Here is a 12,768-nt window from a genome sequence, read left to right as displayed (position 1 = left end):
TTCTGTACGGTTCGCTGTTGCGGCGTCGTCAGACCGGCTGACCGGTGAAGAGCCGCTGGCCGACCCGGACGATAAGGCGTCCGTCAGGAAGGGTTCTCTCGAGAAAACCCTGAACCGAAATCGCCCGTCCGATCATGATCGTCTTGAGCATCGTATTTCCCCTAATTCGCTCCACACACGACACAGTATATTCACAAAGTGCGTTAAGAAAAGGTTAGCGCCCCATATTAGCGCCCAAATAAGCTGCGATTCGTGGACAATCCGCCACGATCCGTCGTCAGATCCAATCCCGCAGGATCGGGATCAGGGGAAGGTCGGCCGGTGGCATGGGGAAGTTGCGCAACGCGTTGGGCCGCGCCCAAGCCAGCTTCTGCCCCTCGTGTGGCTGAGGGACGCCCTCCCACTTGCGGCAGGCATAGAGCGGCATCAGCAGGTGGAAGCTGTCATAGGAATGCGACGCGAAGGTAAGCGGCGCCAGGCAGGACGCCCAGGTGCCGATGCCCAATTCCTCGTGCAACTCGCGGATCAGCGCGGCCTCGGGCGTTTCGCCAGATTCGACCTTGCCGCCGGGAAATTCCCACAGGCCCGCCATCGACTTGCCCTCGGGGCGCTGCGCCAGGAGAACTCGGCCGTCGCGGTCGATCAACGCGACGGCCGAAACCAGAACGACCTTCACGCCTCAGGACCGGTAGTCGGCATTGATCGAGATGTATCCGTGCGTCAGGTCGCAGGTCCATACTGTGGCCTGCCCGTCGCCGAGGCCGATATCGACGGCGATGCCGATCTCGGGGCGCTTCATGTGCGCAGCACCGTCCTCTTCGCGGTAGTCGGGAGAGACCCAGCCGTTCTCCGCCACCAGTGTGTCGCCGAAGCGAATCGAGAGCGTGTCCCGGTCCGCCGCGGCGCCGGACTTGCCCACGGCCATGACGATGCGGCCCCAGTTCGGGTCTTCGCCGGCGATGGCGGTCTTGACCAGTGGCGAATTCGCGATCGCCATTGCGTGCTGCCGCGCATCGCCGTCGGATGCGGCACCCGTGACGCTAATCGTGACGAACTTGGTCGCGCCTTCGCCGTCGCGCACGACCTGGTGGGCAAGGTCCAGCATCACGCCTTCCAGCGCCTCGGCGAAGGCGGTCGAGCCGGTGACGTCCACACCCGACTGGCCGGTCGCGCCGATCAACAGCGTGTCCGAGGTCGACGTGTCGCTGTCCACGGTGATGCAGTTGAACGTGCGGTCGTTGATCGAAGAGACCAGCGATTGCAGGTCGCCGCGGGCGATCTTCGCGTCGGTGAAGATATAGACCAGCATCGTCGCCATGTCCGGCGCGATCATGCCCGACCCCTTGGCGATGCCCGCTATCTTCACCGGGCCGTCCGATGTCTCGATCGTGGCCGAGGCGCCCTTCGGAAAGGTGTCGGTGGTCATGATCGCGTGGGCGGCGTCGGGCAGGCTATCGGGTAAGAGCGCGGCCACGAGGTCGTCGATCTTCGCCGTGATCCGGTCGTGCGGCAGCGGCTCTCCGATGACCCCGGTCGAGGAGGAGAACACCCGCGTCTCGGGCAGGCCCGTGGCCGTTGCGACCGCGCCGGTGACGGCGGCGGTGGCATCGCGGCCGTTCCTGCCGGTGAACGCGTTGGAGTTCCCCGAATTGACGATGATGGCTGCGCCCTCGTCGCCTTCACCGCCGATCTTGTCCTGGCAATCCAGCACCGGCGCCGATCGCGTGGCCGAACGGGTGAAGACACCCGCGACCACGCTGCCAGGGTCGAGCAGCGCCAGCATCACGTCGCGGCGCCCCTTGTAGCGCACGCCGGCCTCGACGGCGGCGAAGCGCGCGCCGTCGATGACCGGCAGGTCGGGAAACGCCGCCGGGGCGAGCGGGGAACGGGGGGCCGGTTTCGCCATGTCAGTCCTGCAGCAATTCGAGGTCGTTGAGCGTCGACGTGTTGATCTCGCCCGGCGCGGTGCGGGTGATCTCGGCCTCTTCGACGCGGGCGTCGATGAATTCCTGAACCGCCTGCTGCTGCAGCTCGCTTTCGATCTGGGCGCGCACTTCTTCAAGCTCGGGCGCCTCGGCGGCCCGGGTCTCGTTCAGCTTGATGACGTGCCAGCCGAATTGCGTCTCGACCGGGTCCGAGATCTCGCCCGGCTCCAGCGCTTCGACCGCGTTTTGGAACGGCTCGACCATCATGCCGGGTCCGAACCAGCCCAGCGAGCCGCCGTTCGGCCCGGACGGGCCGGTGGAGTTTTCGCGCGCGACGGTGGCGAAATCCGCGCCGGCGCGAACCTCTTCGGCGATGGCCTGCGCCTCTTCCTCGGTCTCGACCAAGATGTGCGACGCGTTGTATTCCGTGCCCTGCGCGGCCTCGGCAAACCGCTCTTCGTAGGCCGCGCGCACGGCCTCGTCCGACACCGCGTCCTCGGCGATCTGGCCGATCACCTCCGACGCGAGCAGCGAGCGGCGCTCGTTCTCCAAGGCGGTGCGCACGCGGCGTGTCTCGGTCGCCGTGTCGCTCTGCGCCAGCACTTCCTGCTGCACGATCTGGTCGAGGATCCCCTGCCAGAGAACGTCCGGCGGAAGCTGCTGGTACTCCTCGGGAAGCGAGGCGCGGATCATGATCATCTGGCCGAGCGTCACATCCTGCCCGTTGACGGTGGCGACGACGGTGTCGGCGGTGGGTTCGTCCTGCGCGAAGCCGGGGGCGGCCAGCGAAACGGCCAGCACGGCAGTGGCAAGGCGGAGAGTCATCTTCGACATCGGTTGCGTTCCTTCAATGGTTCGATCGTGTTCGGTTGGCGGATCGGGTGCCGCGCCCATGGCGGCGTTGACACTTTTGGGCCCGCCCCTTACATCGCCGAGGTGGCTCTGCGAGGCCGACGTTTTCCTCCGTCATATGGCTCATGTGCGAGGCGGGCAAGCAGATGCCGCACGTGAGGACGTCAGACAGGACAGGCCGATCATGCTTGGAAATATCGCGCGCAAGGTGTTTGGCACGCCTAACGACCGCAAGGTCAAGGCGACCCGCCCGCTGGTCGAGAAGATCAGCGCGCTGGAGCCCGAGTTCGAGGCCCTTGATGATGCCGGGCTGATCGCGCGGACCGAGGACCTCAAGGCGCGCCTCGCCAAGGGCGAAACCCTGGATGACCTGCTGCCCGAAGCCTTCGCCAATTGCCGCGAAGCCGCCAAACGCGCGCTTGGCCTGCGGGCCTTCGACGTGCAGTTGATGGGCGGCATTTTCATGCATCAGGGCAATATCTCCGAGATGAAGACCGGCGAGGGCAAGACGCTGGTCGCGACCTTCCCCGCCTATCTCAACGCGCTGACCGGCCGCGGGGTCCATATCGTCACGGTGAACGACTATCTCGCCAAGCGCGACGCGGATTGGATGGGCAAGGTCTATGCCGCGCTGGGGATGAAGACCGGCGTGGTCTATCCCCGCCAGCCCGAGTCCGAGAAGGCCGAGGCCTACGCCGCCGACATCACCTACGCCACCAACAACGAACTGGGCTTTGACTATCTGCGCGACAACATGAAGTCCGAGTTGAGCCAGATGAACCAGAAGGATCACTACTTCGCCATCGTGGACGAGGTGGACAGCATCCTGATCGACGAGGCTCGCACGCCGCTGATCATCTCGGGCCCGTCCGAGGATCGCTCGGACCTGTACCAGAAGATCGACGAGCTCGCCCCTCTGCTGACCGACGAGCACTACACGCTGGACGAGAAACAGCGCAATGTGACCTTCACCGACGAGGGCAACGAGTTCCTCGAGGACCAGCTTCACGCCCGCGGGCTGCTGCCCGAGGACCAGACGCTCTACGATCCCGAAAGCACCACGGTCGTGCACCACGTCAACCAGGCGCTGCGCGCGCACAAGATGTTCAAGCGCGACAAGGATTACATCGTCCGCGACGGCGAGGTCGTGCTGATCGACGAGTTCACCGGCCGCATGATGCCCGGCCGCCGCCTGTCGGACGGCTTGCACCAGGCGATCGAGGCCAAGGAAGGCTGCAAGATCCAGCCCGAGAACGTGACGCTCGCCTCGGTGACATTCCAGAACTACTTCCGGCTGTACGAAAAGCTGTCGGGCATGACCGGCACGGCCAGCACCGAGGCCGAGGAGTTCATGCAGATCTACGGCCTTGGCGTGGTCGAGGTGCCGACCAACCGGCCTATCGCGCGCCAGGACGAGGACGACAAGGTCTATCGCACGGGCCGCGAGAAGTACGACGCCATCGTCGAGCAGATCCGCATCGCCCATGAAAAGGGCCAGCCCGTGCTTGTCGGCACAACCTCGATCGACAAGTCCGAGGCGCTGAGCCGCCTGCTGACCGAGGCGAACCTGCCGCACAACGTCCTGAACGCCCGGCAGCACGAACAGGAGGCGCAGATCGTCGCCGATGCCGGAAAGCTGGGCGCGATCACCATCGCGACGAACATGGCCGGCCGCGGCACCGACATCAAGCTGGGCGGCAACGTGGACTTCCAGGTGCTCGAGTCCATCGCCGCCAACCCTGACCGCGACCCCGAGGACATCCGCCGCGAGATCGAGGCGCAGCACGAGGCCGACGAGAAGGCCGTGAAGGAAGCCGGCGGCCTGTTCGTGCTGGCGACCGAGCGCCACGAATCGCGCCGCATCGACAACCAGCTGCGCGGCCGCTCGGGTCGTCAGGGCGACCCGGGGCGGTCCGAGTTCTTCCTGTCGCTCGAGGATGACCTGATGCGCATCTTCGGGTCGGACAGGCTCGACAAGGTGCTCAGCACCCTCGGCATGAAAGAGGGCGAGGCGATCGTCCACCCGTGGGTCAACAAGTCGCTCGAGCGCGCGCAGGCGAAGGTCGAGGGGCGCAACTTCGACATCCGCAAGCAGCTGCTCAAGTTCGACGACGTGATGAACGACCAGCGCAAGGTGATCTTCAGCCAGCGGCGCGAGATTATGGAGGCCGAGGACCTGGGCGAGATCGTGCAGGACATGCGCCACCAGGTGATCGACGACCTCGTCGACACCTACGCGCCGCAGAAGGCCTATGCGGAGCAATGGGACATGCAGGGGCTGTACGCTGCCGTGCTGGAACAGCTGGGCATGGATTTGCCGCTGATCGGCTGGGCCGAAGAGGACGGCGTCGACCAGGACGTGATCCGCGAGCGGCTCGAGGAAGCATCCGACAAGATGATGGCCGAGAAGGCCGAGGCTTTCGGCCCCGAGACCATGCGCCAGGTCGAAAAGCAGGTGCTGTTGCAGACGATCGACGGCAAGTGGCGCGAGCACCTCGTGACGCTGGAACACCTGCGCTCGGTCGTGGGCTTCCGCGGCTATGCGCAGCGCGACCCGCTGAACGAATACAAGACCGAGGCCTTCCAGTTGTTCGAGACGCTTCTCGACAGCCTGCGCGAGGAAGTGACCAAGAAACTGTCGCAGGTCCGGCCCATCACGCAGGAAGAACAGCGCGCGATGCTGGCCCAGTTGCAGTCGCAGCAGGACCAGTTGCGCCGGCAGGCCGAGGCGGGGCAGGCGGCGCAGGCTCCCGATCCGTCGCCGGGCACCGGCGCCGCGCCCGCTGGTGCCGCTCCGGCCGCCACCGCGCGGGCCGGCGGCGACACGGCGCTGGCCGAAGCGCCGGCCTCGGCCCCGCGGGAGGGCTTCGACGAGAACGATCCCGCGACCTGGGGCAACCCGGCGCGCAACGAATCCTGCCCCTGCGGGTCGGGCAAGAAGTTCAAGCATTGCCACGGCCGTCTGGCCTGATCTCCTGACCGCCGCTCGGAATTCCGCGTATCGGGCGGCACTGCACTGCGTGCCGGGCAATGGACGTGAAAAACCCGTCTACCCGTCTCGTTTGTTTCGCGGCGCTGCCCAATACATGCCATCTTCGGTCACCAATCCTTAACGGGCCAAAGGACAGGAGAGTGCAACCGTGGCTCGGCTCAAGACATACATCCTCGCCTGCGCGACGTTCCTCAGTGCCATCGCCATCGGTTACGCGATGCAAGCGCAAGAGCGCGCCGCCCAGCTTGCCCGCGTCGACGCTTCCTTCGAGCTGGAGGATGTCGAGATGACTTCGGCCCGGCGCGGCACGCCCGGACTGCCCGAAGATTCGCCGTTGGCCGCCCGCCTGTCTCACATGCGCGTGGCACTCCAGGCGACCGGCGGTGATCCCGAGCGATCCCGGCTGTCGCAGGTTGCGCCGAACCCGGCCGGCTCCTGCGATCTTTCGATGCAGGCGGAGCCGGCTGCGGGCGCGATGATCAGCGTGATGCTTTCCGCCCCCTGCCACGCGGGCGAGCGCGTCACCCTGCACCACCAGGGCCTGATGGTGACCGAACTGGTTCAGGCCGACGGCACGCTTGCGGTGATGATCCCCGCCCTCTCGGAGGCCGCGACCGTGATGGCGGAATTCGCCGACGGGGCGGGTGCCTCGGCGAGCGCCGAGATATCGTCGCTGATCTTCTACGACCGCGTAGCGGTGCAGTGGCGCGGCGCGGCGGGCCTCCAACTGCACGCGCGCGAATACGGGTCAGACTATTTCCAGCCGGGCCACGTCTGGGCGGCGGCGTCCGGGGATCTCGGCGCGACCGCACGGGGCGAGGGCGGTTTTCTAGTGCGGCTCGGGCTCGAGGACAGCTCCGATGCGCTGATGGCCGAGGTCTATACCTTCCCCACCGGCACTGCCGCGCGTGCGGGCGATGTCGACCTGTCCGTCGAGGTCGAGGTGACGGAGCAGAACTGCAACAGGACCATCGTGGCCCAGACATTCCAGCAGCACGAAGGCGGCCGGTTGCGGGTGCAGGACCTGGAAATGCCGATCCCCGATTGCGACCGTGCGGGGTATTTTCTGGTGTTGAAAAACCTCGTCCAAGACCTGACTATCGCGTCTCGATAGACGACGATCGGGCGGCCAGTTGAGAATCAACCGATGTGCGGCGTTCTGCGCCGCACTTTTTCTTTCCGTCACGGCGCTGGCCGCTCGGGCGCAGGATGTCGCGCTGCGATCCCGTGACGGCGCGATCGAGGTGGCAGGCACGCTGCTGGGGTTCGACGGGCAGTACTACCGCGTCCAGACCCGGTACGGCGAGCTGACGGTGGATGGCAGCGGTGTGGTGTGCGAAGGCGTCGGCTGCCCGTCCCTGACGAACTACGTGGCCGAGCTTGAAATTGCGGGATCGAAAACGGTTGGCTCGGTGCTGGTCCCGGCGCTGATCGAGGGCTTCGCGCTGAGCGAGGGCCTGATCGCGGAACGCGAGACCGCCGGCGGCGACGTAGTCTACGTCCTGTCCCGGCCAAAGGGCGCCGCGTCGGCGCAATCGGGCATCGTCGGCCGCTTCACCGTGCGGGCGACCACCACGGACGAGGGCTTTGCCGACCTGCTGGCGGACGAGGCGGACATTGCCATGGCCTTGCGTGAGATCACCGCGGCCGAGGTCGCGCTGGCGCGCGAGGCGGGCCTGGGCGACCTGACGCAGCCCAACCGGTCGGTCGTGCTGGCGCTGGACGCGATCGTGCCGGTGGTGGCGTCGCGCAACCCGGTCGACGCGGTGTCGATGCGCGACCTGGCGCGCATCCTTTCGGGAGACATCACCAACTGGTCCGAACTGGGCGGGCCGGACGTGGCGATCGCGGTGCATCTGCGGGAGGTGGGCTCGGGGCTTGCCCACGGGGTGGCCAGGCGGCTGCTGGAGCCGGCGCGGGCGACGCTGCGCGAGGAGGTGATCCGGCACGCGGACAACGCGGCGCTGGCGCGGGCGGTCGAGCGGGATCCGTTCGGCATCGGTTTCGCCAGCTTTTCGACCACGGACGACGCCAAGCCGCTGGTGCTGACGGGCTCTTGCGGGTTCCAGCTGCGGGCCGCGCGGCGGACCATCAAGACCGAGGACTACCCGCTGACGACGCCGATGTTCCTGTACCTGCCGGCGCGGCGGCTGCCGGCGCTGGGACGCGACTTCCTGGCCTACGCGCGCAGCGAGGCGGCGCAGGTGGTGATCCGGCGGGCGGGGTTCGTCGATCGGGCCGCCGAGGAGGTGCCGGTGGATCTGCAGGGCGACCGGCTGGCCAACGCAATCCTGGCCGCCCGCACGCCGGCGGACCTGGCCGAACTGCGGCGGCTGGCAGACCGGTTGAGCGGGTGGCGGCGGCTGACCACGTCGTTCCGGTTCGAGCCGGGCTCGGCCCGGCTGGACGCCCAGTCGCGGGCCAACGTGCGGGCCCTGGCGGACGCGCTGGAGGCGGGCGAGCATGACGGGCAGGGCCTGGCCTTCGTGGGGTTCTCGGACGGTCGGGGCGCGGCGCCGGTGAACCTGGAGATCGCGAGGAAGCGGGCCGAGGCGGTGCGGGCGGCCGTTCTGGAGGCGGCCGAGACGGCGGATCTGGGCCGGGTCGAGATCGACACGGAGGCCTTCGGAGAGGCGTTGCCGCTGGCCTGCGACGACAGCGCCTGGGGCCGGCAGATCAACCGGCGGGTCGAGGTCTGGGTGCGCTGAAAAGGCGTGTCCCACGATGGGACATCAAGGCGCCCCAGCAACATCAATGGCTTGCAGAGACGGATTCACCAATCGTCAACCTTTGGCCCCCCGTCCGGCGGCGCCGTGGCGCGGCTACAGAAGCCCTTGGGCGCGGAAACTGAGCTCGGTTGAGCGGCCGATGACGAGGTGATCGTGCAGCGTGATCCCCAGCGCCTGCGCCGCGATCTGGATCTGCTCGGTCATGTCGATGTCGGCCTGGCTGGGCGTGGGGTCGCCCGACGGGTGGTTGTGCACCAGGATCAGCGCCGAGGCGTTCAACTCAAGCGCGCGCTTGACCACCTCGCGCGGGTAGACGGGGACGTGGTCGACGGTGCCGCGGGCCTGCGCCTCGTCCGCGATGAGGACGTTCTTGCGGTCGAGGAAGAGCACGCGGAACTGCTCGATCTCGCCGTGGGACATGGTGGCCTGGCAATATTCCAGCAGCGCGTCCCACGAGCTGACCACCTGCTTGCGCAGCACCTTCGACTGGGCCAGCCGGTGGGCGGCGGCCTCGACGATCTTCAGCTCGCACACCACGGCGTCGCCCACGCCGGCCACGTCGCGCAACCGGGCGGCGGGCGCCGACAACACGCCGTTGAAATCGCCGAAACGGTCCAGAAGCGTGCGCGCCAGCGGCTTCACGTCGCGGCGCGGAATGGCGCGGAACAGCACCAGTTCGAGCATCTCGTAATCGGGCAGGGCGTCCGGCCCGCCGACAAGGAAGCGTTCGCGCAGGCGCGCGCGGTGATCGCGGATATAGGACGGCAGGGCCGCGCGCCCTGCATCGGGGACGGGCACCGGCGTGGCCTCGTCGGCGTCGAACAGCCGGGCCTGGCCATCCGAGAAGTGCGGACCTCTGGTCATGGCGTGACCCTCGGGCAGAATTGGTTAGTGTCCGGTTAACTCCGGGCGGGAGAGAGTGGCATGAACATCGACGGATGGCGTCTCGGCGTGGATGGAGGCGGCACGCGCTGCCGGTTCGCGCTGCAGACGCCGGTCGAGCGGCACAGCGTGGTTCTGGGGGGCGTCGACGTCTCCGGCGATTTCGACGGCGCGGTCGCGACGCTGCGCGCCGGGTTGCAGCAACTGGCGACGCTGGCCGGCCTGGAGCCGGGCGCGCTGGCCCGCGTGCCGGCCCATCTGGGACTGTCCGGCGTGGTGGATTCGCACGATGCGGATCGGTTGCGCGCGGCGCTGGGGCTGCCTGGTGCCGCGGTGGCCGACGACCGGCCGGCCGCGGTGCGCGGCGCGCTGGGGCGCGAGGACGGCTTTGTCGCGGGGCTGGGAACGGGGGCGTTCTTCGCGCGGCAGCGTGACGGGCAGATCCGGCTGGCCGGCGGCTGGGGTCCGGCGCTGGGCGACGACGCGTCGGGCGCCTGGCTGGCGCGGCGGGCGCTGGCGGCGACGCTGGCGGTGGTCGACGGGCTGGGCGAGGAAAGCCCGCTGACCGCCGGGTTGCTGCTGCGCTTCGACGGCAGCCCGCGCAAGATCGTGCGCTTCGCTGCGCGGGTGCCGCCCGCCGAGCTTGCCGCGCTGGCGCCGCTGGTGACCGAGGCGGCGGCGCACGGCGACGCGGTGGCGCGCGATCTTCTGAAACGGGGCGCGGCGCATGTCATGATGACGCTGCGCCGGCTGGGCCATCGCGCGGGGGACACGCTGTGCCTGACCGGCGGCGTCGGAGCGGCCTATGCGCCCTATCTGCCGGCGGACATGGCGATCGCGCTGGTCGAGGCGCGCGCCGGCGCGCTGGAGGGCGCGCTGGAGCTGGCGGGGCGCGGTGCTGCGCCCCGCCGGCAGGGTTAGTCGGCGCCGCGCACCGGGATCCCTGCGTCGGGCGACGGGTTCAGCAGCTTCTGCACGAAGAACAGCACGACCGCCGCGCCCACGCCGATGAGGTCGGTGAAGAGCCCGCCTTCGATCATGAACAGCGCCGCGACGATCAGGCCCACGCGGATGAACCACGCGACCCGGCCGCCCATGAACCAGCCCTGGATGCCCGCGGACAGCAGGAACACGCCCACCGTGGCGGTCAGGCCGGCGCGGATGATCTCGAACCAGGTGCCGTCCATCAGCAGCGCGCCGTTGTAGAAGAACATGAACGGCACGATGAAGGCGGCAATGCCGATCTTGAACGAGGCGACCGAGGTCTCCATCGCGTTGGCGCCCGAGATGCCGGCGGCGGCGTAGCTGGCCAGCGCCACGGGTGGCGTGATGGCCGAGAGCACCGCGAAGTAGAACACGAAGAAGTGCGCGGTCAGCTGCGGGATGCCCAGCTGCACGAGGCCCGGCGCCACGACCGACGCGGCGACCGCGTAGGCGGCCGTGGTCGGCATGCCCATGCCCAGCAGGATCGAGATGCACATGGCGAAGAACAGCGCCAGCAGCTGCGAGGTCGAGGCGATGTCGAGCAGCAGCGACGAGAAGCGCGCGCCGACGCCGGTGAGGGAGATCACGCCCACGATGATGCCCGCGCAGGCGCAGACCGCGATGATCTGGATCGACATGATGCCGGCCAGCTCGAACGCCTTGACGATCGAGCGCGCGCCCATGCGGTAGGGTGTCAGCCAGCTGACCACCGCGGCCGCCGCCGTCGCCAGCGTGCCCGCCCGGATGACCGAGTAGCCCATGAACAGCGCCGCGATCAGGATGACGATGGGCAGGAACAGGAAAACCCGGCGGATCATGTCGCGGAACTTCGGCAGCTCGTCCTCGCGCATGCCGCGCATGCCCAGCTTGGCGGCCTCGAAATCGACCATGAAGTAGACCGACACGAAGTAGAGGACCGCGGGGATGATCGCCGCGATGGCGATCTCGGTGTAGGGGATGCCTGTGATCTCGGCCATGATGAAGGCGCCGGCGCCCATGATCGGCGGCATGATCTGGCCGCCCGTGCTGGCGGCGGCCTCGACCGCGCCGGCGGTTTTCTTGTGGTAGCCCACCTTCTTCATCAGCGGGATCGTAAGCGAGCCGGTGGCCACCACGTTGCCGGCGCTGGTGCCGTTGATCATGCCCATGAGGCCGCTGGCGAAGATCGCCACCTTGGCCGGGCCGCCGCGAGCGCGCCCGGCGGCGGCGAAGGCGAAGTTCACGAAGTAGTCGCCCACCTTGGAGGCCTGCAGGAAGGCCGCGAAGATGATGAACAGGATGATGTAGGTCGAGCTGACCGCCGTGGTGGGTCCGAGGATGCCCGCGTCGGTGTAGAGGAAGCCGAAGAAGCGTTTCCACGTGTAGGGGGTCTGCACCGCCAGGATGCCCGGCAGCATGTGCGCGGTGAAGGTGTAGACCAGGAAGACGCCGGTGATGACGACGAGCGCCAGGCCGGTGACGCGCCGCGTGAGCTCGAGGATCAGCGCCGAGCCGGCGGTCGCCGCGAAGGCCACGCCGATGGGTACGAACGGCGTGCCGACTGAGTTGCGCGCCGCGGTGCCGTAGACCGGGATGATGTAGGCCGCGACGGTCACCGCGCAGACGCCCATCAGGATGTCGGACGCGGCGAAGCGGTCGCGGGGCCGGTCCTCGAACCAGCCGAGCACGATGCCGCCCATGGTCGCCACCAGAAGCGGGAAGCCGAACCACCAGGTTTCGGTCTCGTAGAGGGGGGTGCCGGGGAAGGCGGACCAGGTGGTCAGCCCACCCATCTGCGGCAGCTCGCCGGACTCGATCTGCAGGATGAAGGTGATGGCGGTGTAGAGCGACACCAGCGCCGGGATCAGCAGCGCGAAGGCGGCCAGCCGCACGATTGTGCGGTCGCGGGCGGGCTTGCCGTCGTCGTCGTAGGCGCGCGCGGCGAACAGCAGGAAGCCGATGACCAGCGCGCCGGCGATGTGCACGGTGCGGAAGTCCCATGTCTCCATCGGGAGCTGTGGCAGGAAGGGCAGGTCGAAGCCGGTGAAGCGGGTGACCGACAGGCCGTTCAGCGCCGCGATGTGGAAGAAGGCGTAGATCGCCGACATCCAGGCGATCAGCGTGAAGCGCCAGCCGACGAACAGCCGGCGGTAATTCTCGATGGGATCCTCGTCGACGCCCTCGACCACCAGGACGCCGTCGCCGTCCGTTTCGCGGGTCTGCGCGTCGCCGGTGTCGTCCGGCCGGGTGCTGGTCCCGTCGCGATCTGCGGTCATGTGGTCGTCCCCCCTGAAAGACGTGTTCGTCAAGGCTACAGACGGCACCGCCCGTCGCATAGCCCGTTCGGCCGGCCGTCTTTCGGCCGCGCCCCTCACTTGCAGACGTGCCGCCCGGAGCGGGTCCGGGCGGCACGCAGTTTCCGTCA

General features: G+C 68.2%; 10 protein-coding genes. 4 read left to right on the top strand and 6 right to left on the bottom strand.

Translation table 11 applies throughout. The annotated features are described in order from the left end of the window. Positions 1 to 28: 28 nt before the first annotated feature. The 4 genes from BLW27_RS21860 to BLW27_RS00150 form a co-directional block, all read right to left on the bottom strand. Positions 29 to 151, bottom strand: coding sequence for a hypothetical protein (locus BLW27_RS21860; protein WP_089877432.1), 123 nt, complete (start codon positions 149 to 151; stop codon positions 29 to 31). 126 nt (positions 152 to 277) lie between these two features. Next, entirely contained in the window at positions 278 to 676 is a 399-nt protein-coding gene (locus tag BLW27_RS00160) for a (deoxy)nucleoside triphosphate pyrophosphohydrolase (protein WP_089877429.1), read from the bottom strand. Positions 677 to 679: 3 nt separating this feature from the next. Then, positions 680 to 1,906: a bifunctional glutamate N-acetyltransferase/amino-acid acetyltransferase ArgJ gene (gene argJ / locus BLW27_RS00155; protein ID WP_089877426.1), complete on the bottom strand. Its 1,227-nt coding sequence runs from the start codon at positions 1,904 to 1,906 to the stop codon at positions 680 to 682. A gap of 1 nt (position 1,907) precedes the next feature. Continuing rightward, positions 1,908 to 2,759 carry a foldase protein PrsA gene (locus BLW27_RS00150; RefSeq protein WP_089877423.1) on the bottom strand — a complete coding sequence of 284 codons (852 nt, stop codon included), beginning with the start codon at positions 2,757 to 2,759 and terminating at the stop codon, positions 1,908 to 1,910. A gap of 202 nt (positions 2,760 to 2,961) precedes the next feature. Here BLW27_RS00150 and secA point away from each other — a divergent pair, with 202 nt between their 5' ends. From secA to BLW27_RS00135, 3 genes are all read left to right on the top strand, one after another. Beyond that, complete coding sequence (secA, locus tag BLW27_RS00145) at positions 2,962 to 5,748, top strand: preprotein translocase subunit SecA (RefSeq protein ID WP_089877420.1); 2,787 nt, start codon at positions 2,962 to 2,964, stop codon at positions 5,746 to 5,748. 169 nt (positions 5,749 to 5,917) lie between these two features. Further along, positions 5,918 to 6,883, top strand: coding sequence for a hypothetical protein (locus BLW27_RS00140; protein WP_089877418.1), 966 nt, complete (start codon positions 5,918 to 5,920; stop codon positions 6,881 to 6,883). A gap of 19 nt (positions 6,884 to 6,902) precedes the next feature. Beyond that, positions 6,903 to 8,477, top strand: a complete 1,575-nt coding sequence (locus tag BLW27_RS00135) for a phosphate ABC transporter substrate-binding/OmpA family protein (protein WP_089877415.1) — start codon at positions 6,903 to 6,905, stop codon at positions 8,475 to 8,477. A 114-nt stretch (positions 8,478 to 8,591) separates the two neighbouring features. Here the strand turns inward: BLW27_RS00135 and radC are convergent, their stop codons facing one another. After that, complete coding sequence (gene radC / locus BLW27_RS00130) at positions 8,592 to 9,362, bottom strand: RadC family protein (RefSeq protein ID WP_089877413.1); 771 nt, start codon at positions 9,360 to 9,362, stop codon at positions 8,592 to 8,594. Between the two features lie 60 nt (positions 9,363 to 9,422). Here radC and BLW27_RS00125 point away from each other — a divergent pair, with 60 nt between their 5' ends. Further along, a complete protein-coding gene (locus BLW27_RS00125; protein WP_089877410.1) occupies positions 9,423 to 10,301 on the top strand; it encodes a glucosamine kinase nucleotide-binding domain-containing protein in 879 nt (292 codons plus the stop codon). On the opposite strand, the gene BLW27_RS00120 is transcribed toward BLW27_RS00125, so the two are convergent. Further along, positions 10,298 to 12,619, bottom strand: coding sequence for a TRAP transporter permease (locus BLW27_RS00120; RefSeq protein ID WP_089877406.1), 2,322 nt, complete (start codon positions 12,617 to 12,619; stop codon positions 10,298 to 10,300). The two genes, BLW27_RS00125 and BLW27_RS00120, sit on opposite strands and share 4 nt — an antisense overlap. Between the last annotated feature and the right edge of the window lie 149 nt (positions 12,620 to 12,768).

It is taken from the genome of Citreimonas salinaria (assembly GCF_900107235.1).
Classification (GTDB): domain Bacteria; phylum Pseudomonadota; class Alphaproteobacteria; order Rhodobacterales; family Rhodobacteraceae; genus Citreimonas; species Citreimonas salinaria.
The sequence above is the reverse complement of the archived record's forward strand: the minus strand, read 5'-3'. Positions and strand labels throughout refer to the sequence as shown.

Bases quoted from the DNA above. Each gene is read 5' to 3' on its own strand.
- radC (WP_089877413.1), bottom strand. From the start codon at position 9,362: ATGACCAGAGGTCCGCACTTCTCGGATGGCCAGGCCCGGCTGTTCGAC.
- argJ (WP_089877426.1), bottom strand. From the start codon at position 1,906: ATGGCGAAACCGGCCCCCCGTTCCCCGCTCGCCCCGGCGGCGTTTCCC.
- BLW27_RS00150 (WP_089877423.1), bottom strand. From the start codon at position 2,759: ATGTCGAAGATGACTCTCCGCCTTGCCACTGCCGTGCTGGCCGTTTCG.
- BLW27_RS00125 (WP_089877410.1), top strand. From the start codon at position 9,423: ATGAACATCGACGGATGGCGTCTCGGCGTGGATGGAGGCGGCACGCGC.
- BLW27_RS00120 (WP_089877406.1), bottom strand. From the start codon at position 12,619: ATGACCGCAGATCGCGACGGGACCAGCACCCGGCCGGACGACACCGGC.
- secA (WP_089877420.1), top strand. From the start codon at position 2,962: ATGCTTGGAAATATCGCGCGCAAGGTGTTTGGCACGCCTAACGACCGC.
- BLW27_RS21860 (WP_089877432.1), bottom strand. From the start codon at position 151: ATGCTCAAGACGATCATGATCGGACGGGCGATTTCGGTTCAGGGTTTT.